Origin of the sequence: Corynebacterium sp. HMSC072A04 (assembly GCF_001809235.1) — a bacterium.
Classification (GTDB): domain Bacteria; phylum Actinomycetota; class Actinomycetes; order Mycobacteriales; family Mycobacteriaceae; genus Corynebacterium; species Corynebacterium hiratae.
In genome coordinates this window covers 24,123-46,269 of sequence record NZ_KV796769.1, presented here as the reverse complement: position 1 = coordinate 46,269, position 22,147 = coordinate 24,123, and the positions used below count along the sequence as shown (strand labels likewise).

At 63.5% G+C, this 22,147-nt stretch carries 22 protein-coding genes and 1 tRNA gene; 11 read left to right on the top strand and 12 right to left on the bottom strand.

Going from position 1 to position 22,147, the window contains the following annotated elements:
- Window positions 1–9: 9 nt before the first annotated feature.
- Window positions 10–351 (top strand): DUF4229 domain-containing protein, encoded by a 342-nt coding sequence (locus HMPREF2565_RS04405; RefSeq protein ID WP_046647785.1) that lies wholly within the window; start codon window positions 10–12, stop codon window positions 349–351.
- Window positions 352–359: 8 nt separating this feature from the next.
- Here the strand turns inward: HMPREF2565_RS04405 and HMPREF2565_RS04400 are convergent, their stop codons facing one another.
- From HMPREF2565_RS04400 to HMPREF2565_RS04380, 5 genes are read right to left on the bottom strand one after another with little or no spacing between them, the layout of a single operon-like run.
- Window positions 360–1,244 carry a 1,4-dihydroxy-2-naphthoate polyprenyltransferase gene (locus HMPREF2565_RS04400; protein ID WP_046647783.1) on the bottom strand — a complete coding sequence of 295 codons (885 nt, stop codon included), beginning with the start codon at window positions 1,242–1,244 and terminating at the stop codon, window positions 360–362.
- 5 nt (window positions 1,245–1,249) lie between these two features.
- Window positions 1,250–2,104 carry a metal ABC transporter permease gene (locus tag HMPREF2565_RS04395; protein ID WP_010189755.1) on the bottom strand — a complete coding sequence of 285 codons (855 nt, stop codon included), beginning with the start codon at window positions 2,102–2,104 and terminating at the stop codon, window positions 1,250–1,252.
- Entirely contained in the window at window positions 2,101–2,955 is an 855-nt protein-coding gene (locus HMPREF2565_RS04390; RefSeq protein WP_070526052.1) for a metal ABC transporter permease, read from the bottom strand. Before HMPREF2565_RS04390 ends, HMPREF2565_RS04395 begins: the two co-directional genes overlap by 4 nt.
- Window positions 2,952–3,662, bottom strand: coding sequence for a metal ABC transporter ATP-binding protein (locus tag HMPREF2565_RS04385; RefSeq protein WP_046647782.1), 711 nt, complete (start codon window positions 3,660–3,662; stop codon window positions 2,952–2,954). Before HMPREF2565_RS04385 ends, HMPREF2565_RS04390 begins: the two co-directional genes overlap by 4 nt.
- Window positions 3,662–4,588, bottom strand: coding sequence for a metal ABC transporter substrate-binding protein (locus HMPREF2565_RS04380; RefSeq protein ID WP_010189749.1), 927 nt, complete (start codon window positions 4,586–4,588; stop codon window positions 3,662–3,664). The genes HMPREF2565_RS04385 and HMPREF2565_RS04380 overlap by 1 nt, the downstream gene beginning before the upstream one ends.
- A 107-nt stretch (window positions 4,589–4,695) precedes the next feature.
- Here HMPREF2565_RS04380 and HMPREF2565_RS04375 point away from each other — a divergent pair, with 107 nt between their 5' ends.
- Complete coding sequence (locus HMPREF2565_RS04375; RefSeq protein WP_042529195.1) at window positions 4,696–5,385, top strand: metal-dependent transcriptional regulator; 690 nt, start codon at window positions 4,696–4,698, stop codon at window positions 5,383–5,385.
- Here HMPREF2565_RS04375 and menE read toward each other — a convergent pair.
- From menE to dcuC, 5 genes are all read right to left on the bottom strand, one after another.
- Complete coding sequence (gene menE, locus HMPREF2565_RS04370) at window positions 5,382–6,530, bottom strand: o-succinylbenzoate--CoA ligase (RefSeq protein WP_042529197.1); 1,149 nt, start codon at window positions 6,528–6,530, stop codon at window positions 5,382–5,384. The genes HMPREF2565_RS04375 and menE overlap by 4 nt on opposite strands.
- Window positions 6,531–6,541: 11 nt before the next feature.
- Window positions 6,542–6,703 carry a hypothetical protein gene (locus HMPREF2565_RS13895; protein ID WP_168162652.1) on the bottom strand — a complete coding sequence of 54 codons (162 nt, stop codon included), beginning with the start codon at window positions 6,701–6,703 and terminating at the stop codon, window positions 6,542–6,544.
- Window positions 6,704–6,729: 26 nt separating this feature from the next.
- Window positions 6,730–7,710 carry a 1,4-dihydroxy-2-naphthoyl-CoA synthase gene (locus tag HMPREF2565_RS04365; RefSeq protein ID WP_071406917.1) on the bottom strand — a complete coding sequence of 327 codons (981 nt, stop codon included), beginning with the start codon at window positions 7,708–7,710 and terminating at the stop codon, window positions 6,730–6,732.
- A 367-nt stretch (window positions 7,711–8,077) separates the two neighbouring features.
- Window positions 8,078–8,539: a DIP1984 family protein gene (locus tag HMPREF2565_RS04360; protein ID WP_010189741.1), complete on the bottom strand. Its 462-nt coding sequence runs from the start codon at window positions 8,537–8,539 to the stop codon at window positions 8,078–8,080.
- Window positions 8,540–8,803: 264 nt separating this feature from the next.
- A complete protein-coding gene (gene dcuC, locus HMPREF2565_RS04355) occupies window positions 8,804–10,213 on the bottom strand; it encodes a C4-dicarboxylate transporter DcuC (RefSeq protein ID WP_071406916.1) in 1,410 nt (469 codons plus the stop codon).
- A gap of 89 nt (window positions 10,214–10,302) precedes the next feature.
- Between dcuC and HMPREF2565_RS04350 the strand changes: the two genes are divergently transcribed.
- From HMPREF2565_RS04350 to HMPREF2565_RS04320, 7 genes are read left to right on the top strand one after another with little or no spacing between them, the layout of a single operon-like run.
- Window positions 10,303–11,322: an o-succinylbenzoate synthase gene (locus HMPREF2565_RS04350; protein ID WP_210385882.1), complete on the top strand. Its 1,020-nt coding sequence runs from the start codon at window positions 10,303–10,305 to the stop codon at window positions 11,320–11,322.
- A 48-nt stretch (window positions 11,323–11,370) separates the two neighbouring features.
- Entirely contained in the window at window positions 11,371–13,722 is a 2,352-nt protein-coding gene (locus HMPREF2565_RS04345) for an ATP-binding cassette domain-containing protein (protein ID WP_071406915.1), read from the top strand.
- 10 nt (window positions 13,723–13,732) lie between these two features.
- Window positions 13,733–14,347 carry a hypothetical protein gene (locus HMPREF2565_RS04340; RefSeq protein ID WP_071406914.1) on the top strand — a complete coding sequence of 205 codons (615 nt, stop codon included), beginning with the start codon at window positions 13,733–13,735 and terminating at the stop codon, window positions 14,345–14,347.
- Window positions 14,340–16,028: a 2-succinyl-5-enolpyruvyl-6-hydroxy-3-cyclohexene-1-carboxylic-acid synthase gene (menD, locus tag HMPREF2565_RS04335; protein ID WP_071406913.1), complete on the top strand. Its 1,689-nt coding sequence runs from the start codon at window positions 14,340–14,342 to the stop codon at window positions 16,026–16,028. The genes HMPREF2565_RS04340 and menD overlap by 8 nt, the downstream gene beginning before the upstream one ends.
- Entirely contained in the window at window positions 16,029–16,472 is a 444-nt protein-coding gene (locus HMPREF2565_RS04330; protein WP_071406912.1) for a DUF3592 domain-containing protein, read from the top strand. It begins immediately after the preceding gene.
- An 8-nt stretch (window positions 16,473–16,480) separates the two neighbouring features.
- Window positions 16,481–17,680 carry a glycosyltransferase family 4 protein gene (locus tag HMPREF2565_RS04325; RefSeq protein WP_071406927.1) on the top strand — a complete coding sequence of 400 codons (1,200 nt, stop codon included), beginning with the start codon at window positions 16,481–16,483 and terminating at the stop codon, window positions 17,678–17,680.
- Window positions 17,681–17,691: 11 nt separating this feature from the next.
- Window positions 17,692–18,381, top strand: a complete 690-nt coding sequence (locus HMPREF2565_RS04320; RefSeq protein WP_046647771.1) for a demethylmenaquinone methyltransferase — start codon at window positions 17,692–17,694, stop codon at window positions 18,379–18,381.
- Window positions 18,382–18,401: 20 nt separating this feature from the next.
- Here the strand turns inward: HMPREF2565_RS04320 and HMPREF2565_RS04315 are convergent, their stop codons facing one another.
- Window positions 18,402–19,640 (bottom strand): geranylgeranyl reductase family protein, encoded by a 1,239-nt coding sequence (locus HMPREF2565_RS04315; RefSeq protein WP_049154837.1) that lies wholly within the window; start codon window positions 19,638–19,640, stop codon window positions 18,402–18,404.
- Between the two features lie 93 nt (window positions 19,641–19,733).
- On the opposite strand from HMPREF2565_RS04315, the gene HMPREF2565_RS04310 reads away from it, so the two are divergent.
- Entirely contained in the window at window positions 19,734–20,738 is a 1,005-nt protein-coding gene (locus tag HMPREF2565_RS04310; protein WP_046647769.1) for a polyprenyl synthetase family protein, read from the top strand.
- Window positions 20,739–20,814: 76 nt separating this feature from the next.
- Window positions 20,815–20,896: transfer RNA gene (locus HMPREF2565_RS04305), tRNA-Tyr, on the top strand.
- Between the two features lie 50 nt (window positions 20,897–20,946).
- Here HMPREF2565_RS04305 and HMPREF2565_RS04300 read toward each other — a convergent pair.
- Entirely contained in the window at window positions 20,947–22,050 is a 1,104-nt protein-coding gene (locus HMPREF2565_RS04300; protein WP_049154836.1) for a glutathione S-transferase C-terminal domain-containing protein, read from the bottom strand.
- Window positions 22,051–22,147 lie beyond the last annotated feature (97 nt).

Genomic DNA, 22,147 nt, shown 5'->3' with positions numbered 1-22,147 from the left:
GTGAGAATTATGAGTCAGACAGAAAACACCACCAACGCCTCCCAGAACTCCGAACCGCCCCAGCCGGACCCGGCGCTCAAGCGCCGCTCCCGCGTCGCTTTGTGGAAGTACGGGGCTGCCCGCGTGGTGCTGTTCATTGTGCTCACCGCGGTGATTCAGCTGCTGGCCATGGCGGTTCTCGGGACCTTTCCGCTGCTGGTCTCCGCCCTGTTGGCGTTGTTTGTGGCGCTGCCGCTGTCCATGCTGATCTTCTCCACGTGGCGCATGGAAGCCACTCAGACGCTGGCGGAGTACTCCGCGCAGCGCAAGGCCCACAAGAAGTGGGTCCAAGAGGAGCTGGCTGGCCGCTAAATCGGTGGTTAAACCAGAGCCAGCGCTACAGCGTTGATAACCGCCCACACCAGCATCGCGCGGCCGGCCATGCCAAGTACTGGGATGAGTTTCGGGCCGCGTGCGCCGCGGTTGACGGTGCGGATAGCACCCAGCGCGAGAGGGAAGTAGAGCAGCGAAGCGAGCGCGGCCCAGGAATCGAAGGCTAGGCCGATGGTGAGTAGTACCGGCAGCAGCAAGAGGGTCATGAATAGCGTGCGGGACTTTTTATCACCCAGGCGCACCGCCAAAGTGATCTTGCCGGTGGCCTTATCGGAGGGGATGTCCCGGATGTTATTGGCCAGGTTTACCGCCGCACTCATACCGCCGATACCCACGGCTAAGGCAAGGCCTGTCCACGTGATGCGGCCGGCCTGTGTGTACTCGGTACCTAGGACCGCGACGAGTCCGAAGAACACGAAAACGGCGATTTCCCCGAACCCGCGGTAGCCGTAGGGGTTCTTGCCACCGGTGTAGAACCAGGCACCGGCGATACACACGGCGCCGACGAGGATGAACGAGGCGGCGTTGGCAGCTAGGGAGAGTGAGATGCCCGCGATAGCCGCCACGCCGAAGGAGGCGAAGGCGGCGAACTTGACGTGTTGCGGTTTGGCCAGCCCGCCGCCGGTAAGCCGCTGGGGGCCGGTGCGGTCATCATCGGTGCCGCGGATGCCATCGGAGTAGTCGTTGGCGTAGTTCACGCCGATGATAAGAGCCCAGGCCACGATGAGTGCCAGCAATGCGCGTCCCCAGTGCAGACCGTGGGCCGCGGCGGCGGCACCGGTACCAGCGATAACAGGAGCAAAAGCATTGGCCCAGGTGTGCGGGCGAGCACCCTGGAGCCAATCGGCAGGAGTGGCGGAATAGGCAGACATGCTCACTATTGTGCCACTGGTGTGGTGTGCTGCGGCAATGAGCTGGTGCGTTGGCGAAAGCGGTAGATGATGAGCACTGCAACGAAAATAACGGCATTGGTGACTGTCATTGCGGCAGAGGTAGCCGCGTCAAGGACATAGGCAACCCAAAATCCCACGACCGCGCTGATAGCGGCAACGCCACAGGCGGTCAACACCAGCGTGGGCACGCGCTGAGTAAGCAGCCGCGCGGTCATCGTCGGGAATACCATGAGAGCGATGACCAGCATGGCACCGGCAGCGTGAAAGGCGGCGGTGGCGGTGCAGGCAACCACGGTCATAAATATGATGTGAAGAACGCGCGTGGGCACCCCGCGTGCGGCACAAAAATCGGCGTCAAAAGTCGTGGCGGATAAACGCGGCAGTGTAAGGGCGAGGAAGAGAGCATTGATACCCAGCACTGCGGCCATGATGTAGCAATAGTTGGGATTGGAGAAGGCCGCGAGGTTGAGATCACCGACGAGAACGGCGTGGACATCAAGGTGCACGTGGCTCATGTGCGTAGAAATCAGGATGACTCCGGCGGCAAACAGGGCGGGAAAGACCAATCCGAGGGCGGAATCAGCAGTCACCAGCGGGCTGCGCTGTAGTGCGTCAGTTCCCAACGCCACCACCAAGGCGCCAGCGGCCGCGGTAACGAGCAAGATGGGTGAATCTAGATCTGCGGTAAAGAGGTAGCCGACGGCAATTCCGGGAAGGACGGCATGGCCGATGCCGTCGATCAGCATGGCCTGGCCTTTGAGGACAACAAAGGTGCCGGGGATAGCACAGGCCAAGGCGGTCAGGACGGCAAGGAGACAAGCGGTGGCGGCGAGGGTCATGAGGCGAGCTTTCTGCTGAGGAGGCTGATGGTGACGAGCGCCGCCTGAACCAAGACGATGACCGGACCGGTGGGCAGCGGGCCGTGTGCAATGGAGACATAGCAGCCGAGAGCAGCGGTGGCCGCGCCGAAGAACCCGGAGAGCGCGATGAAAGGTAGCAAGCGCGTGGTCCAGGGGCGGGCAGCGGCGGCAGGGCTGATGACCACGGCGACCATGAGCACTACGCCGACGACTTTGACGCCGAGCACCGTGATGGCGGTGAGGGCGAAGAAACTAGCCGCGTTGAGGAACGAGGTGCGGATGCCGGCTACCTGGGCAAAACTTGAATCAAAAGTGACTGCGGCCTGCCGGGTGTGAATGAGGAAAAGAAAAAGCAGCACGCAGCCACCGATGATGAGTGTGGACCGTACATCCGCGCGAGTGAGCGTGGAGGCATTTCCCAGCAAATAATCCTGGATTCCGGCCTTGCCAGGCAATGGTCGGCGGGAAATATACTGCATGAGCAGCATGCCCACCGAGAAAAATGTGGTTAGCGTGGCCGCCATCGCAGTGGTTTGCCCCAGGGGAGTTAACCGCGGGATGAGGTGAATGCACCCCACCGCGAGGGTTCCGGTGAGCAGGGCGCCGCAAGAAAGAAGCCAGACATTTCGCCCGTCCCAGCCAATGGCGGTGGCCACGAGGAAGGCGGTGAGCAGTCCAGGCAGGGAAGAATGCGAGATGGCATCGGCCAGCAGGCTGGTGCGGCGAACATATACCAGTGGGCCTAGCGCGCCAGCGCAGCCACCGATGAGCACGGTGCCCAGGAGTGCCTGGGTATAGGTGTAGTTCTGAAGAAGCTCGAGTGGGTTCATGATGGCAGGGAAAACATGTCGGCAATGGCGGACTCGGTAAGTACCTGCTCGGTGGGGCCAGCAGCAATGAGCCGGCCGTGGCCGACCATGAGGACCTCATCGCAAAAGTCGGCGACCTCCGCCAGGTTGTGATGCACCAGCAGGATGGTCACGCCGTTCTCGCGCAGTTCCTTGAGTACATCCATGATGGCGCGCTGACTCGCGGCATCGACACCAGCGAAGGGCTCGTCGAGGATGATGAATTCCGGCTCGCTAACGAGCGTGCGCGCCAACAACACGCGCTGGCGCTGACCACCAGACAGGGCGGAAATCGGCAGCTGCGCGTGTGCCTGCATTCCGGTGCGCGCAAGTGCTGCGTGGGCGGCGTCTTTGTCAGCGCGGCTGGGCCACTGCCACCAGCGCAGCCCGGCGGTGCGGCCCATCAGGGCGATGTCGAAGGCGGTGGCAGGGTAATTCCAGTCGATATCCGCATGTTGTGGCATATATCCGAGCCGCTGCCGAAAATGTGCCAGATCGACGCCATCGAAGGTCATCGACCCGCAGGCTAGAGGCGGAAGGAGCCCTACCAGCGTGCGGACCAGAGTAGACTTTCCCGACCCGTTCGCACCCACCAGCCCGGTGATAGTCGCGGGGGTGAGGGTGAAGGAGGCGTCGTGAAGCACCGGCGTGCGGGGATAGCCGGCGGTGAGGTTTCCTACGCTGAGCATTAGCTTAGTGCTTTCGCCACGGCGCTAGCGTTATGTTCGAAGGCTCCGAGGTAGGTATCGGTTGGGGCTTCCGGGCCGAGGGTATCGGCAAAGAGCTCTTCATCCGAGATGGTGACGGTCCAGTTGCGGGTTTCTACGGCTTCCTTGAGAGAAGTGATGGCCTGTGGGTTCGCCTGGTTATCTTGGAAGATAACGGGGACCTTCTTCTCCGCGATCGTATCCGCGAGCTCGGAGATCTCAGTGGCGGACTTGGTGGCTTCGGTGGTCACGAAGTCGGTGGCTTGGACTTCAAAGTCGAAGGTCTTGCCGAAGTAGTTGAAGGCGTCATGGCCGGTGATAAGAACGCGCGGGGAGGCGCTTTCGAGTTCCTTAGCGGCCTTGTCGTGCGCGGCTGCAATCTTGTCTTCATAAGCATCGGCGGCCGCGGCATAGTCTTCGGCATTGTCAGAGTCGATTTCGCCGAGTTTGGTGCCGATATGATCGACGACCTGGCTCCACAGCTCGGGGCTATTCCAGATGTGCGGGTCGTAGAGTTTTTCGCCCTTGTCACCTTGCTCGGGCCACGGCAGAAGGTCAGCAGTATCGAGCTGTTCGCCGACAGCTAGCTGCTTTTCACCGAGGGAGGAGAGCTGGTCCACCATTTGCGCCTCGAGGTGAAGGCCATTCCAGAGGACGAGGTCGGCATCCTGCATCTTTTCAATATCGCGCGTGGTGGGCTGGTAGGTGTGTGGATCGCCGCCGGGGCCGACCATGGTGGTGATGTCGGCGTCCGGGGCGATATTGGCGGCCGCATCAGCCAAGTAACCGGTCGTGGCGAAGATCGTCAGGTTATCGTTCTGGGCTTCGGTGGAGTCGCTGCTGGTGCAGGCGCTCAGCGTGCTTGCGACCACGAGGGAAGCGAGGGGAAGCGCAATAAGTTTCTTCACGGGAAACCTCTCTTATTAAAAGTGAATGTCGATGTTCAATGGATTGAACTTGAAAGAGCATAAGTGCTGAAACCGTTGGAAGCAATAGGCTGAACTACGATGGGGGTATGCACATCAGCGAGCTGCCCGAACGCACCCAGGATTACCTCAAGATCCTCTGGACCTATGAGGAGAAAGAGGGCGCTAATACCGCGATGCCGCTGGGGGACCTAGCTAAAGCGGCGGGGCAGAAGCTGCCCACCACGTCGGAGGCGGTCAAGCGCCTGGCCGCGAAGGGGCTGGTGGAACACGAACGCTACTTTGGTGTTCGGCTTGTTGAGGAAGGCCGGCGGCTGGCTGTGGCAATGGTGCGCCGGCATCGACTCCTGGAAACCTTCCTCGTGCGCACTCTGGGCTATACCTGGGATGAGGTGCACGATGAGGCGGAAATGCTAGAGCACGCGACGTCCGACAGGCTCGTTGAACGCCTCGATTCTTTCCTGGGCAACCCCGCCCGCGATCCGCATGGTGATCCCATACCTGCCCCGGATGGCACTGCCGAGCCGGTCTCGCGCATTACGCTTATCGACGTCCCCGCGCAGACCCCCGTCACCGTGGAGCAGGTCACTGACGCGGATGGCGAATTTCTGCGCTACCTGGATAAAAATGGAGTGCGGCCGGGAGTGGAATTGTCCGTCGTTGCCCCCTCGGTTGCGGGTGTGCTCGAGGTTGCCGTCGACGGCGGTGCGCACTTCCCCCTCGGGGAATCCGCTGCGCGCGGCATTGCCGTACGCAGCTTTGGCGAAGCGGAGGCTTAGCTGCCCCACGTGCGGGCGACGGCGAGGCGGTCAACCTTGCCGGGGCCGGTGGTGGGGAGTTCAGGCAGGCGCTTGAAATCCTTGGGGATGTGCCACCGGGGAAGGCCAACGTCATCGAGAGCCACGAGGATATCGCCGACATCCGCCCATCCGGTATAGGCGGCAACGATCATCTGCCCCAAGCGTGGGTGGGGGATGCCAACCACGCACACGCTCTCCACTCCCGGCACGCGCAGGATGTGCTGCTCGAGCTGCTCCGGGTGGAGCTTGAGCCCGCCGGTGTTCAGGATGTTGTCGAGGCGCCCGGTGACGGTGAGGTGGCCGTCGTGAAGCGCGCCGGCGTCGGAGGTAGCAAACCACGAGGTGCCGGATTCATCCACCATAAAGGCGTCTGAGTCCACGTTTCGGTAGCCCTGCGCAATCATGGGCCCGCCGAGGTAGATGCGGTTTTCCTCGCCGATGCGAACAAGAGCGCTATCGAGGGGACGGCCGTCGTAGACGCATCCACCGGAAGTTTCTGAGGAACCGTAGGTGGTGACGATATTGATGCGCAGCTTCTTCGCCGAATCCAATAGTTGCGGGTGGGTGGCAGCGCCCCCGACGAGGATGGCATCAAAGGTGCGCAGTGCCTCGATTCCCTCGAGAGAATCCATGGCCTTGGCCAGCTGCATGGGGGTCAGTCCCGTGTATGAGCGATCCCCGGTGGCGGCCAGCTCGTGCGCGGCGCGGGCGAAATTGGGGATGGAAAAACCTTCCGACAGGTCAAGGCAGAGCGGCTCTACACCCGCGACGAGCGAGCGCACCAATACCTGGATGCCCGCGATGTGGGAGGCAGGCATGGCTAGCAGCCACTGACCGGTGCCGCCGAGAGCCCGGTGCGTGGCATCGGCGCTGGAGACCAAGTTGGCAGCCGTGAGTTGCGCGCCCTTCGGTGTGCCCGTGGACCCAGAGGTAGCCACGACCAGCGCGATGGGGGAATCAATGGGTTCTCCTGCGCGCATGTGGTTGCGCAGCAGCTGCGCGCGGGTACGGTCCTCCGCCGGGACGGGCAGGAAGGTGGCTTGTCCTGCGATGGCCGCTTCCAGATCAGGCAGGATGGCGGCGGGGTCATGTGGATTGACAGGCAGAGGGGAGAGGATGGTCACGGTTAGCTAGGTTACCGCCCGCGGTGCTCATAGGGGTTGATGAGCTCGTCCTCCTGGTCGAAGGGGCGCTCACCGTCCCTTTGGGCCTGCTTGATGTGGCGCAGCATCCACACGCGAGATGCAATGACGGCAACCAGCGCGATGGCCGCGAGGGCGATGGCGAAGTAGAGCACTGTGGGTTCTCCTCGTGGACTGACGGTTAGTAGTAGTACGGGAAGTCATCCCAGTTGGGCTCGCGCTTTTCCAGGAAGGATTCCTTGCCCTCGACAGCCTCGTCGGTCATGTAGGCCAAGCGGGTGGCTTCTCCAGCGAAGACCTGCTGGCCCATGAGGCCATCATCGGTGAGGTTGAAGGCGAACTTGAGCATGCGCTGGGCGGTGGGGGACTTCATGTTGATTTCGCGCCCCATCTTGATGGCGGCGTCCTCCAGATCGGCGTGGTCAACCACCTCGTTGACCGCACCCATCTCGTACATGCGCTGTGCATCGTAGGTGCGGCCTAAGAAGAAGATCTCGCGGGCGTACTTTTGGCCCACCATCTTGGCCAGGTAAGCCGAGCCATAGCCGGCGTCGAAGGAACCGACGTCGGCGTCGGTCTGCTTGAAGCGGGCCTCCTGGCGGGAGGCAATGGTCATATCGCACACCACGTGCAGGGAGTGCCCGCCGCCGGCGGCCCAGCCGTTAACCACGGCGATGACCACTTTGGGCATGGTGCGGATGAGGCGCTGGACCTCCAGGATGTGCAGGCGGCCGCCCTCGACTTTCTCGCGGGCAGTGTCCACGGTGGATTCGTCGGCAGTTGCGTCATCATGCGCGTGCTCCGTGGCATAGCGGTACCCGGAGCGGCCGCGGATGCGCTGGTCACCGCCGGAGCAAAATGCCCAGCCGCCGTCCTTCTGGGAAGGTCCGTTACCGGTCAGCAACACCGTGCCGACATCCGGCGTGCGGCGCGCGTGGTCCAGCGCGCGGTAGAGCTCATCCACCGTGTGGGGGCGAAACGCGTTGCGCACCTCCGGGCGGTCGAAGGCGATGCGGACGATGCCGTCTTTCCGCTTGGGCTTCGGCTCATCGCTGATGAGCCGGTGGTAGGTGATATCCGTGAGGTCCTCAAAGCCCTCGACGGGGCGCCAGAGCTCCGGCTTGAACGGATTATCGGTGCTGTAGTTCTTCTGCTCGCTCATGGCACACCAGCTTAATTGGAAAGCGGTGCGCCGGAAGTATAGTCCCCATTCCCAACCCTCACCCACACTCTCCGCCCAGCGCGGCGGTGATAAACAATAAACAATACTGCGGGATTATCCCCGTCAATGTGCACGTGTACTCCGTACCAGCGCGGTACACCATACAGTGGGACGGAATCGAACCTCCCTGCCTTCTTGCGCTACGAAGGCGCCTGAGAAGCACTGGACTTTTCCCTGCCCAGAAGGGGTGCGCTCGCTGCGAAAAGTGTGGGCTACCGTCGCGCGCGTGGCGCGCGACATGACGTGCCGCAAAAATGCGACACAAAGCGAAAGCGCCGCAAGAATGCGGCACAACTAGCGGCAGACCTTATTTAGTTATCAGTTCCGTATTCCAGTTTAGCTGCTGGATACGGGTATCTAGCTCGCGGTACTGGCGGGCCAGATCGTCGGCGCGCTCGCGCAGCTTCGGCACGGGCACCGTGGCCACGAACTTGATCTCTGAGCGGGAGTAACGGTCGTGGCGCGCACCCGCACGCTCTGCCAATCCCTGGTAGATGCGGCGCTTGCGCAGCAGACCATCGCGCAGCGCCAGCGCTTCCATGAGCGTGATCTCATCGTCGAACGCGGTGGCCGTGTTCGTGGCGTTGATGGCGATGACGAGCTCGTCGATGCGCTTGGTCACGCCCTCGAGTTCGCGGAGGAGATCCGTGGGGTTCTCATCCGGTTCGTCGCCTTCCTGTATGCGGACCGTCGCCGCGAGGCGGTCACTCAGCGAGTTGAGGCGCTCCTGCGCCTGGGCGCGCTCGGCCAAGGCTTCAGCAAGTAGCATGGTTGCTCCTTCACCCTTGATGGGATTCATTGTCTAAGCAATTGTACGGCAGTCAGTAGGCTCCGCCTTAGAGCCGTGACGGTTCTAACAAATAGGGCCCCAAAACTTCGATGATCTGGGGCCTTATTTGATCGATATGTACGTCGTGCACGCTTGGTCGGTACGTTTTCGTAAATATGCCCGCAGATTTTCGGATTTGGGGGACCTTATTTACCAAAACGTACCGCGGGCTCCGTGATTAACGTTGAGCCCGCGCGGAAACCGCTACCCAATAAACATGAACGCAAACAGCGTGTTGAGCACCGTCGCCACAATCATGGGCACGGAGGTGCGCTTGACCAACTGGATGGGATTGACCTTGATGGCGCCGGCAACAATGAGCACTGCGGCGTTGACCGGGGAGACCTGGCGCATCAGGTTGGAGGTACCCCAAATGGCGGTGAGCATCTGCGGGGCGTGGATGGAGGTCTGCGAGGCCAGGTTGGGCACCACCTCAGAGAAGGCGAAGTAGGGCGCGGTGCCGGAGCCGGTGAGCGCGGCCATCGCGGCGGTGGCTGCAACGAAGATGAGGACGATGAGGATGGCGGCACCGGAGGAGCCCTCGGCGGCGTCGATGAGCATGTCGATGACACCCATCTGCGTAATACCCTCCACCAGGACAGCAGCAGCCACCAGCAGGGCCACGACGCCCGCAGCACCTTCGCCCATGCCTTTGAAGAAGCTGGAGATGGAATCCACAGCACTGGTGACGGTGCGCTTGCGGATGGACTCGATGATCATCGCGATGAACAGGGAGACCACGGTCACCGGGAGGATGCCGCCCTCAAAGGGGATGACACCCAAACGGTTAAGAATGGCGGAGATAATGATGAGCAGTAGCGGCATTAGCGGAAGCACGGCGTAGTAACCCGGCAGGGAGGCTGCGCGGGCGATGGCTTCCTCGGTAGCGTCATCGTGCATCGAATCGGCGCTGACCTCACCGGAGCTTTCGGCCTTGCGGGCATCCGCCTTATCGCAGTGGCGTTGCCACCACATGTGTACGAAGGCCGTGATGAGGAGCGTGGGCACCGTGGCGTAGGCGACGGCGCCGTAGACGAACTCGGTTGGCGTCATGTTGGTGAGATCGGCGCCCTGAATGAGGCCGGCCTCAAGCGGTGTGGGCACGATGGTGGAGGAGGTCACCACGATGGCGCCCACGGTCAGGGGCGTCAGGCCCGCGGCGATGAGCGCTGGCAGGAGAGTGGCCACGAGCAATAGGGATAGCGCTGCGGCCGAGGGGATCACCAGCGAGAGCAGCGTGCCCAGGATGAAGCCCACCGGAACCAGCCAGTAGGAGCCTTTGAAGCGCTTGAGCGGTGCGGAGAGCACCACGACCGTCTTGGCGTCCGCACCGATGTGCCGCATATAGGACACGAAGCCGAAGAGCACCATGATCGCCATGCCGATGCCGGAGAAGCGTGCTTTGAATAGCGCGTCCACGACGAGCAGCTGGTCATAGAAGGCATTGCCCGTGGCTTCGATTTCGGTGGTGCGGAAATCCGCGCGCCCGGTGAGAGCGGCGAGCATGAGCAGGACTACGCCAACGGCGAAGATGGAGGCCGCGGCGTGGACTTTCTTATAGATGAGATAGACAACTGCGGCGATGGCCAGCAGTGCGATGAGAAGGTAAAGCATCTGAGGATCCTTCTTCTGGTTATATCCACTTACCGTTATAACCTAACACCGGCTATGACAGGTGTCGCGCTGAGCCCCCCACACGTACGATGAACCTCATGCATATTGATGACGTCCTCGACCGCGCCCACGTGGTATCCCTTCCACTCGCCGTGAAATTCCGCGGCATTACTACCCGGGAGGCGCTGCTTATCGACGGCCCCGCGGGCTGGGGTGAATTCGCCCCCTTCCTGGAGTACGGGGCAGAGGAATCCGCCCGCTGGCTCGCCGCCGGACTGGAGGCAGCCTACGAAGGCTTCCCGGAGCCCGTGCGTGAGTGGGTAGAAATCAACGGCACTATCCCCGCGGTCCCCGCCGAGCAGGTGCCCGAGGTCATGGAGCGCTATCCCGGTTGCCGCACCTTCAAGATCAAGGTGGCGGAGAAGGGGCAGACGCTAGAGGATGACATCGCGCGCGTTCACTCTGTCCGCACCCACATCGAAGCCCAAGGCCGCGTGCCGGTCTTGCGCGTCGACGCCAACTGCGGCTGGAGCGTCGAAGAAGCCGTTGTTGCGGCAAAGGAGATGATGCCGCTGGATTACATGGAGCAGCCGTGCAAGATCGTCGAGGAACTCAAGGAGGTGCGCACCCAGCTCATGCGCGCCGGGATTTTCGTGCGCGTGGCGGCCGATGAATCCATCCGTAAGGCCAGTGACCCTTACCGGGTGGCGGAGTTGCAGGCAGCGGACGTCGCCGTGGTCAAGCCCGCGCCACTGGGCGGTGTGCGCAAAGTACTCGAGGTAGCCTCCCACCTGCGCGAGCGCCACATGGACATCACGGTGGCCTCCGCCCTGGATACCTCGGTGGGAATCTCCATGGGGCTTGCCGCCGTGGCCGCCTTGCCGCAGATCTATGACGACGAAGACATCGACGTCACCCCGGCCGCCGCGGGCCTGGCCACCGGCTCGCTGTTCCTTGAGGATGTGACAGCACCACGCGAGCTTGTCGACGGTCACCTGCGCGCCGAAGCCCTTGCCCCCGACCCGGATCGCCTCAGCGCGCTCGCCGCGCCGGGCGAGCGCCGCGACTGGTGGTTTGAGCGCGTGCGCGAATGTTGGCCGCACCTTTAAAATCACAGCTCACGGTCCATGTCCGGAGGTCAGCGTAGGCTGGCGGGCATGACGATTTCCGTGAGAGATGCGCACCTGCACAACCTTCGCAACGTGGATGTGGACCTGCCGCGCGGCCAGCTCGTGGCCGTGACGGGGGTGTCCGGCTCCGGCAAGTCTTCGCTGGCCTTTGGCACTATTCATGGCGAAGGCCAGCGCCGCTACCTGGAATCTGTCGCGCCCTTTGCTCGACGCCTCATCGCTTCAGCGGTGGACCCGCAGGTCGGCCGCATCGAGGGGTTGCCGCCGACGGTGGCGTTGCAACAGTCGGCGTCGGCAAGCAGCGCGCGCTCCACCGTGGGCACGATCTCCGCCATGTCTAATTCCGTGCGCCTGCTTTACTCGCGCTGTGGTGACAACCCGGAGGGCCTGTACTCCGATTCCTTTTCCCCGAATACCCCGGAGGGCATGTGCCCGGAGTGCCAGGGCACCGGCGTGGTGCATGAGCCCACGGAGGCCTCCATGGTGCCGGACCCCCGCTTGAGCATCGAGGAGGGGGCCATTGCCGCCTGGCCGGGGGCCTGGGCGGGCAAGAACTTCCACGACATCCTCCAGGAGCTGGGCTATGACCTGGACTCGCCGTGGGAGCAGCTGCCGAAGAAGGACCGCGAGTGGATCCTCTTCACCGAGGAACGCCCGGTGGTGACCGTCAAGCCGCGCCGCGGGGCGGATCAGATCCAGCGCAATTACGAGGGCACGTGGCGCTCCGTGGCCAGCTACCTGACCAAGACCTATGCGGAGACGAAGTCGGATACGCTGCGTGCCCGCGTCTTGAGTTTCATGGAAACCCGCCAGTGCGATACCTGTCAGGGGCGCCGGCTGACGGCGAAGGCGCTCAAGGTCACCTACGCCGGGCTGCCGATCGACGAATTCAATGCCCTCCCGCTCAGCGAGGCCTACGAGCTCCTCAAATCCCAAAAGCCGCAACCGAATGACGCTGAAGACCTGCTCCTTAAGGCCCTCCTTCCGGCCTTTGAATCCGCACTGGAACTCGGCCTTGGGCACCTCAGCCTGGATAGGCCGACGGAAACGCTCTCGGGTGGTGAGGTGCAGCGCCTGCGCCTGGCCGCGCAGCTGCGCTCCGGGCTGTATGGCGTGACCTATGTCCTGGATGAGCCCTCTGCGGGCCTGCATCCGGTGGAACGGGGTGCGGTGCTCGACATGTGCCGTCGCTTCATCGCGGAGGGCAATTCGGTGCTGCTGGTGGAGCACGATATGGAGCTGGTCAAGCACGCCGATTGGATCGTGGACGTCGGCCCGCTCGCCGGTGAGCGCGGCGGCCAGGTGGTGTACTCGGGTCCTGTTGCTGACTACATTGCGGCCGCGGACTCCGCCGATACCCCGACTGCGCGTGCCTTGGCCCGCCCGCGCCCCACGCCCAAGGCCGAAGCGCGCTCGGCTCACGGGGATATCGCGCTGCGCCAGGTGCACTCGCACACCATCGACGGCCTCGACGTGGACTTTGGGCTTGGCCAGTTCACGGCTATTACTGGGCTCTCGGGTTCCGGTAAATCCACACTGTTGGCCGCACTCCATGACACGCTCACGGGGCCGGAGTGCCCGGAGCAGGTCAAGCGCGTGGTCTCCATTACCCAAAAGCCGATCGGCCGAACCCCGCGCTCCACGGTGGCGACGTACACCAACCTCTTCGACAATGTCCGCAAGCTCTTCGCCGCCACGCCGGAGGCCAAGAAGAAGAAATGGACGGTCTCGCGCTTTTCTTACAACGTCAAGCAAGGCCAGTGCCATACCTGCGGCGGCGCCGGCCAGATCGAGGTCGAACTGGTCTTCCTGCCCGGCTCCTATACCCAGTGCCCAGACTGCCAGGGACAGCGTTATAACGATGACACCTTGTCCATCCGCTGGCAGGGCCGGACCATCGCGGACATCCTGGACCTCACGGTGGAAGAAGCCCTAGAGGTCTTTGCAGATGAAGCGCCGATCCTCCACGCGCTGCAAACCCTGGAAGCGGTAGGTCTGGGTTACCTGCGCCTAGGCCAGGGTGCACCGGAGCTCTCCGGCGGTGAGGCACAGCGCATCAAGCTCGCCACGGAGCTTCAGCGCTCCCGCAATTCGCACCGGGGCCATACCGTCTACCTGCTGGATGAGCCCACTGTGGGCCTGCACCCGGCCGATATTGACCTGCTCATTACTGAGCTGCACTCGCTGGTGGATGCCTCGCATAGCGTCGTGGTGGCAGACCACGACCGCCACCTCATCGCTGGCGCTGACCGCGTCATCGAGATGGGCCCGGGCTCAGGCGCGGAGGGCGGACAGGTCGTGGCGGATGGCACACCGGCTCAGGTCGCGGCGGGTGAGACGCCCACCGGCCGGGTGCTAAGTGGCGCGGGTGCACGATAAGGTAAATCCCATGACCAACAACAACGGCGACAACGAGACGCGGCAGTTCGGCCGCGTCAACGGTGAGAACGAAACCCGCCAGTTCGGCGCGCCCCAGCAGCAGCCGCCACAGCGTCCCCAACAGCACTTCCCGGAGCCCGGTTCCCAGAACACGCAGGCTTTCGGCCAGTCCTATCAGCAGGGCTATGACCAGAACTATCAGCAGCCGCAGTATGACCCGGTTCCGTCGAGCTACCAGGTGGAGGAGCCGAAGAAGGGCGGGGGAGCCCTGTCCTATGTCTTCGCGGCCATCGCCGCTATCGCCGTCGTTTTCGCCGGCGTGCTGTTCTTCCTCTGGCGCGGTGCGGCCGCGGATGCCAACAAACCCGCCCCGGAGCCGGTCACCGAGACCGTGACGACCGAAGTCCCCACTACGGTGACCACCACGAAGGAATCTCCGCGGGATCGCCTCCCCACTGAGATTCCTACTGAGCTGCCACCGGAGGTCCCGACGGAGCTGCCGCCGAGCATCCAAGATCAGTTGGATCAGGGCGGATCTGACCTAGAGAGCCTGCTCAACGATCTCTTCGGCGAATTAGAGTCGGGCAACGGTGAGCCCGGTGCGGGCGGTGCAGAGAATGCCTAGTACGCCTAATACACAGCCCGTGGAGTCCTCGCAGCCGGAGTCGATGCAGCTGGCTGAAACACTCGCTGCTCAGCTCTCGCGGCACCTCACTGACGTCGTACTTTGCCCCGGCTCGCGCAACGCGCCGCTGTCTCTGGCGCTTCTCGCGCGCAGCGATATTCGCGTGCATACCCGCCTGGATGAGCGCTCCGCCGCCTTCGCTGCCCTCGGCCTCGCCCGCGTCCAACGCCGGCACGTCGGCATCGTCATGACCTCCGGCACCGCGGTGGCCAACGCCTTGCCCGCGATGGTGGAGGCACATTACTCGCATACCCCGCTGGCCGTTATCAGCGCGGACCGCCCGGCCCGTTTGGTGGGTACGGGGGCCTCCCAGACCATTGAGCAGCCTGGCATCTTCGGTGTGTATGCGGAAACCACCCAGGTGGAGACCACGAGTGATATCCCGCTCGTTGCCGAGCGCTTCCTGAATGATCGCCAGGTGCACATCAACGTGGCCCTCGATGCCCCGCTGGTAGGGGAGGAGCTGCCCGGTACCCCGACGGATTACACGCAGCACCGCGCGCGTACCCCGCGCTGGTCCAACCACGGCGAGGTGGCCGTTGATCTCAGCCGCAACACCCTCGTCATCGCGGGCGACGAAGCTTGGGAAGTCGACGGTTTGGAGGATGTCCCCACCATCGCCGAGCCCACGGCACTTGCGCCCTATCACCCGGTGCACCCGGCCGCGGCCCACCTGTTCCGCCGCGCTCAGGTGTCCGCCAATGACTACGTGGTCAACACCAAGGTGGAGCAGGTCATCGTCGTGGGCCACCCCACCCTGCACCGTGGAGTTCTGGCGCTGCTCAGTGATCCCGATATCGACCTCATCTGCCTGTCCCGCACGGAAGATTTCACTAACCCGCGCGGCGAGGCCGCGCAGCTGGGCACCACCGTCAAGACCAGCGGCGAGCCCACGCGCGAGTGGATGAAGATCTGCGAAGGTGCGGCACAGATGGCGGCCGACGGTGTTCGTGAGGTTCTGGCGGAGACCACCGGTGAGGATGCCACCAAGCCCGAGATCGGCTTTACCGGCCTCCACGTCGCCGCCGCGGTGGGCGATACCCTCGCTGTCGGAGATACCCTCGTCCTGGGCGCCTCCAACGCGGTGCGGGATGCGTCCTTCATCGGCCTGCCCTTCGACGGTGTGGAGACCTACTCGCCGCGCGGGGCTGCTGGCATCGACGGCACCATCGCGCAGGCCATCGGCATCGCCCTGGCCACCCAGTCCCGCGAAGCCGACGCCCCGCGCGCCCCGCGCACCGTGGCGCTCATGGGGGATGTCACCTTCCTCCACGACGCCACCTCCCTCATCCTCCCCGAGGACAACCCGCGTCCGGAGAATCTCACCATCGTCGTTTCAAACGACGACGGCGGCGGCATCTTCGAGGTGCTTGAACAAGGCCGCGAGCCTCTGCGCGACTCCTTCGAGAAGGCTTTTGGGACGCCGCATGGGGTGGGCGTCGCCAAGCTGGCGGAGGCTTGCGGCGCTGAGCACCGCGAGGTGAGCTCGGCGCAGGAGCTGCTCGATATCCTCGCAGAGCTCAAGGAATACTCGACCGGCATCACCGTCGTGGAGGCGCATACCACCCGGTCCTCGCGCCGCGCGCTGCAGGAGGCGCTGAACGCCAAGGTAGGCCAGTAAATGCCGCGGCGCCGGGTACGCCAGCTGATCCTGGTGCTGTATGCCGCGGCATTAGTGGGCATGGCGGGAATGGTCATCGGCCCTTTCTTGAACGACCGCACCATCAACGCCAACCCCGGGCGCGCGCTGGCCACGGTGACGGACGTCGGCAGCCTGCGCACCTTCGTGGATTTCCAGGATGCCGAAGGTATCTATCACACCCCACCCACCGGGCTGCTGTATCCCACCGGGCTAGGAGAGGGCCAGCAGGTCTGGGTGCTCTATGCCAAGAACAACCCGGACCTAGTCAAGGTGGAGGGCCGCGAATGGACCCTGTCGATCATCCCGGCGCTGTCTTCAGCAGCCGTCGCTACCCTGTTAGCGGGTGCCTTGTGGTGGGCAAGCGGGAAAATTAACCGGAATTTAGCACGTGCTTTACCAGCTGAGCACCCAGGAAAGGAATGATGGGGCGCATGCGTGTAGCCATCGTCGCGGAATCCTTCTTGCCTAACGTCAACGGAGTGACCAACTCCGTGCTGCGTGTCCTCGAACATCTCCACGAGCACGGCCACGAGGCCATCGTCATCGCCCCCGGCGCTCGGGATGGACAGGAGGAGATCCCTGATTACCTCGGGTTCACCATCGTGCGCGTGCCCACCGTGCGGGTGCCGCTGGTGGATTCGCTCCCGGTCGGCGTTCCCACTTCCGCTGTGGACGAGGCGCTGCGCGAGTTCAAGCCGGACATCATTCACCTGGCCAGTCCCTTCGTTCTGGGAGCGGCGGGGGCCTTTTCCGCCCGCCAACAGCGTATTCCGGCCGTGGCGTTGTACCAGACTGATGTGGCAGGCTTTGCCACCAAGTATCACGCCTCCGCGCTGGCCTATGGGGTGTGGGAGTGGCTGCGCACCATCCACAATGCGTGCCAAATGACTCTCGCGCCGTCCTCGCTTACCATCGCCGACCTGGAAAAACACCACATCAAGAACGTGCGCCACTGGGGTCGTGGCGTGGACTCGGAGCGCTTCCACCCGGATAAGCGCTCGGCCGCGCTGCGCCGCGAGTGGGATCCCACAGGAAGCAAGAAGATCGTCGGCTTCGTGGGCCGTCTGGCAGCGGAGAAGGGCGTGCACCGCCTGTCGGCCCTTAACGGTCGCGAGGACATCCAGCTCGTCATCGTCGGCGATGGGCCGGAGCGCCCGCTGCTGGAGGCCCAGCTGCCGAGTGCGGTCTTTACCGGGGCGTTGGGCGGAGAGGAGCTCGCAGCGGCCTATGCCTCCCTCGACATCTTCGTGCACGCCGGCGAGTTCGAGACCTTCTGCCAGGCTATCCAGGAGGCTCAGGCCTCGGGCGTGCCCACCATCGGCCCCCGCGCGGGCGGCCCGGTGGACCTCATCGAGGAGGGCTATAACGGGCTGCTTCTCGACGTTTCAACGTTCGTCGAGGACCTCCCCAATGCGGTGGACGCGCTGCTCAACCCGGAGATTCACCAGGAGTTGCGGGAGAACGCCCGGAAGTCGATTGCCTCCAAGACCTGGCCGGCGTTGTGCGAGCAGCTGCTGGGCTACTACGACGAGGTTTTGGAGAATGTCCGTGAGGTCCCGCTGACCATTTTGGGCCAGCGTCCGGAGCTGCCGCGTTGGGCCGCCCGCGCTCTGGGAGCGCGCGTCGCCTAAACTAGGCGCTTGTGTCTAAGGCAGATCTGGAGAAGAAGCCCTTCGATGTCGCGCGCATGTTTGACGCGGTGGGCAAGAAATACGACATCACCAACACGGTGCTGTCCTTTGGTCAGGATGCACGCTGGCGCCGGCTGACCCGCGAGCGGCTCAACCTGAAGCCGGGGGAGAAGGTCCTCGACTTGGCTGCCGGAACGGCCGTCTCGACGGAAGAGCTGTCCAAGTCCGGCGCGTGGTGCGTGGCCTGTGACTTTTCCCTCGGCATGCTTGCAGCTGGCGCGGAGCGCGATGTACCCAAGGTGGCCGGCGATGGAATGCGCCTACCCTTTGCGGATAACACTTTTGACGCGGTGACCATTTCCTATGGCTTGCGCAATATCCACGACTTCGAGCTGGGCCTGCGGGAGATGGCGCGCGTGACCAAACCCGGCGGGCGCCTGGCAGTAGCGGAATTTTCCAAGCCGGTCATCCCGGTCTTCGGCACCGTCTACAAGGAATACCTGACCCGCTTGCTGCCGCCGATTGCCAAGGTGGTCTCCTCCAACCCGGAGGCCTATATCTACCTCGCAGAGTCCATCCGTGCGTGGCCGGAGCAGCACGAACTGGCCGCTGCCATTAACCGCAACGGCTGGGAACAAGCAGGCTGGCGCAACCTGACCTTCGGCATCGTGGCGCTGCACTCCGCAGTGAAGCCCGCCTAGGGGCCCTAAGGCCAAAGGGCTCAGGACCAAAGGGGAGTATCGCGGCGCAACGCGGAGACCGCCCCGCCGGCCAGCCGCCAGGCGCGGGCAAGCAGATCCTTGTCCTCGTCGGTGATGAGGTTGCCCATGAGGCGCGCTGCGGCCGGCATGAGCATGCGGCCCACCGGCCCACGCATGGCCACAGGTCCGGCCAGCGGCAGGAATTGTGGGTAGGTCAGCAGGCGCGCGGCGGTGCGGGCAAGTAGGAAGGCCTCGCCATACTCGGCGCGTAGCCGGTCTGGCCACGCCAAGGTGAGGTCCTTGGTGCCGAGCATCTCCACGGCGAGCGCCGCCGTTTCCAAGCCATAGTCGATGCCCTCGCCGTTGAGCGGGTTGACGCAGGCGGCGGCGTCACCGATGAGCATCCAGTTCGCGCCGGCAACTCCAGACACCGCACCACCCATGGGCAGCATCGCCGAGGTGACGTTGCGCAGCTCGCCCAGACCCCATTCCGAACGCTGCTGCTCAGCGTAGAAATCCAGCGCCTTCTTCGTGTTGAGGCGGGCCGGGCGGGCGGCCGTAGAGAGCGCGCCCAAGCCGATATTGACCCCCTGGCCCAGCGGAAAGATCCAGCCATAGCCCGGCTGCACCACGCCCTCGGGGTCCTTGAGCTCAACGTGGGAGTGCATCCATTCCTCGCCGTCCTGCGGTGAATCGGCATAAGCGCGTGCAGCAATGCCATAGACCTCCTCGCGGTGCCAGGTGCGGCCCAACTGCTTGCCAAATGTCGAGCGCACGCCGTCGGCCACGATGACCCACCGGGCGCGCACGCGGCGCTTGCCGACGGAGAACTCGACCAGCCGGTTGCCGTCCAGCTCCGGCTGCGTTGCCGTGCCGGTTATAAGCTGCGCGCCGACGTCTCGGGCGGCGTCAACCAGCAGCGCGTCGAATTCATAGCGCGGCAGCGCCGTGCCTTCGTGCGAGGGGTAGGCCTCAGGCCACGGAGCGGTCACGGTGCCGCCGAAGCCGTGTAGCTTGAGCCCGCGGTTGCGGTAGGACGCGTTGACCTCGATGCCGAGGAGCTCCAACTGGTGCATGGCGCGCGGGGTCAGTCCATCGCCGCAGGTCTTGTCGCGGGGGAAGGGGGAGGCGTCGACAAGCAGCGTCTCATGGCCGGCGCGTGCGGCGTGGATAGCGGCGGCAGCGCCGGCGGGCCCGGCACCTACGATGGCGACGTCAACAAGGGTGGAATCGATCTGCTCCGACATGGGGACTATCATTGCACGGGATAGTGGCCACAAGTGTGTTGAGGGCCGTGCCATGGGCTACGGTAAGTAAACACTAGGATTTTTGAGCTTAAAGGAACACGTTTAATGTCACACGGCCAAACTCACGCCAAGCACGTGGACTTGGGGGATGCGCAGCTCACCGAGCGTATCAACGCCGGGATGGCTGCTGTAGAGGACCTGCTGAATACGGAGCTCGACCGCGGACAGGACTTCATTAAAGACAAGGTGCGCCACCTCTCCCTGGCCGGGGGCAAGCGTTTCCGCCCGATGATGGCGTTGCTGGCTTCCGAGTTTGGTGAACGCTCGCAATCGCCCGAGGTGATTAAGGCGGCCACCGTGGTGGAAATGGTCCACGTGGCCACGCTCTACCACGACGATGTCATGGATGAGGCGGAGCGCCGCCGCGGCGTGGATTCCGCGAACTTTCGGTGGACCAACTCGGTGGCCATTCTGGCGGGCGATGCACTGCTCGCGCACGCCTCGCGACTGATGAGCCAGCTGGATACCCACACGGTGGAGCACTTCGCGGAGACTTTCGAGGAGCTCGTCACCGGCCAGATGCGGGAAACCATCGGTGCTGGCGAAGCCAATGCCGTGGAGCACTACACGGCGGTGATCCGGGAAAAGACCGCGGTGCTGATCGCGTCCGCCGGCTACCTGGGTGCCTACCACGCGGGTGCGGGCCCGGAGCAGTGCGAGGCCCTGCGCCAAATCGGTGCGGCCGTGGGCATGATCTTCCAGATCGTCGACGATGTCATCGACATCTTCTCCGACTCCGAGGAATCCGGGAAGACCCCGGGCACGGACTTGCGCGAGGGTGTGTTCACCCTGCCGGTGCTCTATGCCCTGGAGGAGGAAGGCGAGGTTGGCGATGAGCTGCGCGCGCTGCTGACGGGCCCGCTTGAGGACGACGCCTCCGTACAGCGCGCCATCGAGCTGCTGTGGCAGTCGGGCGGCCGCGATAAGGCGCTGGCCGACGTTAACGCGTACCTGCGCGTGGTCGAGGACCAGCTCTCCCTGCTCCCGGAGTGCACGGCTAGTGAGGCTCTGCGCCAGCTGGCGGACTATACCGTTCAGCGCGTTGGTTAAAATACCCTCCTGCCTGGCGATTTGCATGTTGGGCGGGAGTTCGTAGTAAAGTACATAACCGCACTCAAGAGTGCTTGCCAGGTTGCCCGAGCGGCCAAAGGGAGCGGACTGTAAATCCGCCGGCATTGCCTTCAGAAGTTCGAATCTTCTACCTGGCACAACATGAATCCCGCAGACGCAAAAATGTGTCTGCGGGATTTTCTTATCGCTATCGCTGGAAGTCCGCGGGGTTCTTCAACTGCTCGGCCTCAGGCAACGGCCCCGGCAGGGTGGTGCCTTCAGCGAATGGTGCACCCGGCAGATGATCGCGGCCGTGGGGCTGGGCCAACCCAGACAGATCCGGACCGGCCGGCACGATTTGGGTGGGATTAATCTCGCGGTGGACGATGTAGTAGTGCTGCTTGATCTCCGTGAAGTCGGTGGTATCGCCGAAGCCCGGGGTCTGGAAGAGTTCGCGCAGGTAGCCGTAGACATTCGGCATCTCGCTGATTTTGTTCCGGTTCGTCTTGAAGTGGCCGTGGTAGACGGCATCAAAGCGGATCAGGGTGGTGTATGCCCGGATATCGGTCTCCGTGATGTGCTCACCCATGATGAACCGGCGGTGGGCTAGCCGTTCTTCCAACCAATCGAGGACCTCAAAGACATCCGCATAGGCCTCTTCATAAGCCTCCTGGGATGCGGAGAATCCCGCGCGATACACGCCGTTGTTGAGTTTCCTGAAGATGAAGTCGTTAATTTCTTCCATCTCCTCCTGCTGCTCGGCCGGCGGCAGCAGGTTGGGCGCGCCTTCTCGCTGGTACTCGGTCCACTCGGTTTGGAAGTCTCGCACCATGGAGTTGAAATCATTGGTCACGACTTTGCCGCTGGATTCCTCCACGATGGCTGGCACCGTGATGCCTCGCGGGTAGTCAGGGAAGCGTGCGAAATACGCATCCTGCAGGCGGGGGATGCGCAGGACTGGGTCGAGCCCGTCGGGGTCGAGATCAAAAGTCCAGGAGCGCTTGTCGTGGGTCGGGCCCGCCAAGCCTGAGGAGATGACATTTTCCAGTCCCAACAGGCGCCGCACGATGACGGCGCGGTGTGCCCACGGGCAAGCGCGCGCGGCGATGAGACGGTAGCGGTGGGGCTGCACCGGCCAGTCCAAAGTCTCGCCACTGCCACTCACGGAGGGCTGTGGATTGTCACCAGTGACTGAGGCGAGGATGCGGTCACCGATGTAGTTGGTGTCTCGCTTGAATTCGCCGTCCGTCGAGGCATTCTGGGCGTCGCCGGCCCAGTCCTTCGGTGTCTGTTTCTGGGTACCAGAGCTCATGTGTCCTCCCTAGAGCACATAAAGTATTTGATACATCAACAATAGCTGGATTTGGCGCGCCTGGAGTGGGGGTGGTCTACCGCGAGAGTGGTGCAAG

Coding starts and splice junctions, on each gene's coding strand:
- HMPREF2565_RS04365 (WP_071406917.1), bottom strand. CDS start 7,710: ATGAGCGAGCAGAAGAACTACAGCACCGATAATCCGTTCAAGCCGGAG.
- HMPREF2565_RS04300 (WP_049154836.1), bottom strand. CDS start 22,050: ATGAGCTCTGGTACCCAGAAACAGACACCGAAGGACTGGGCCGGCGAC.
- HMPREF2565_RS04310 (WP_046647769.1), top strand. CDS start 19,734: ATGTCACACGGCCAAACTCACGCCAAGCACGTGGACTTGGGGGATGCG.
- HMPREF2565_RS04390 (WP_070526052.1), bottom strand. CDS start 2,955: ATGAACCCACTCGAGCTTCTTCAGAACTACACCTATACCCAGGCACTC.
- HMPREF2565_RS04385 (WP_046647782.1), bottom strand. CDS start 3,662: ATGCTCAGCGTAGGAAACCTCACCGCCGGCTATCCCCGCACGCCGGTG.
- HMPREF2565_RS04330 (WP_071406912.1), top strand. CDS start 16,029: ATGCCGCGGCGCCGGGTACGCCAGCTGATCCTGGTGCTGTATGCCGCG.
- HMPREF2565_RS04400 (WP_046647783.1), bottom strand. CDS start 1,244: ATGTCTGCCTATTCCGCCACTCCTGCCGATTGGCTCCAGGGTGCTCGC.
- HMPREF2565_RS04360 (WP_010189741.1), bottom strand. CDS start 8,539: ATGCTACTTGCTGAAGCCTTGGCCGAGCGCGCCCAGGCGCAGGAGCGC.
- dcuC (WP_071406916.1), bottom strand. CDS start 10,213: ATGCTTTACCTTCTCATCGCACTGCTGGCCATCGCCGCAGTTGTCTAT.
- HMPREF2565_RS04405 (WP_046647785.1), top strand. CDS start 10: ATGAGTCAGACAGAAAACACCACCAACGCCTCCCAGAACTCCGAACCG.
- HMPREF2565_RS04350 (WP_210385882.1), top strand. CDS start 10,303: ATGAACCTCATGCATATTGATGACGTCCTCGACCGCGCCCACGTGGTA.
- menD (WP_071406913.1), top strand. CDS start 14,340: ATGCCTAGTACGCCTAATACACAGCCCGTGGAGTCCTCGCAGCCGGAG.
- HMPREF2565_RS04345 (WP_071406915.1), top strand. CDS start 11,371: ATGACGATTTCCGTGAGAGATGCGCACCTGCACAACCTTCGCAACGTG.
- HMPREF2565_RS04395 (WP_010189755.1), bottom strand. CDS start 2,104: ATGACCCTCGCCGCCACCGCTTGTCTCCTTGCCGTCCTGACCGCCTTG.
- HMPREF2565_RS04325 (WP_071406927.1), top strand. CDS start 16,481: ATGCGTGTAGCCATCGTCGCGGAATCCTTCTTGCCTAACGTCAACGGA.
- HMPREF2565_RS04375 (WP_042529195.1), top strand. CDS start 4,696: ATGCACATCAGCGAGCTGCCCGAACGCACCCAGGATTACCTCAAGATC.
- HMPREF2565_RS04340 (WP_071406914.1), top strand. CDS start 13,733: ATGACCAACAACAACGGCGACAACGAGACGCGGCAGTTCGGCCGCGTC.
- HMPREF2565_RS04315 (WP_049154837.1), bottom strand. CDS start 19,640: ATGATAGTCCCCATGTCGGAGCAGATCGATTCCACCCTTGTTGACGTC.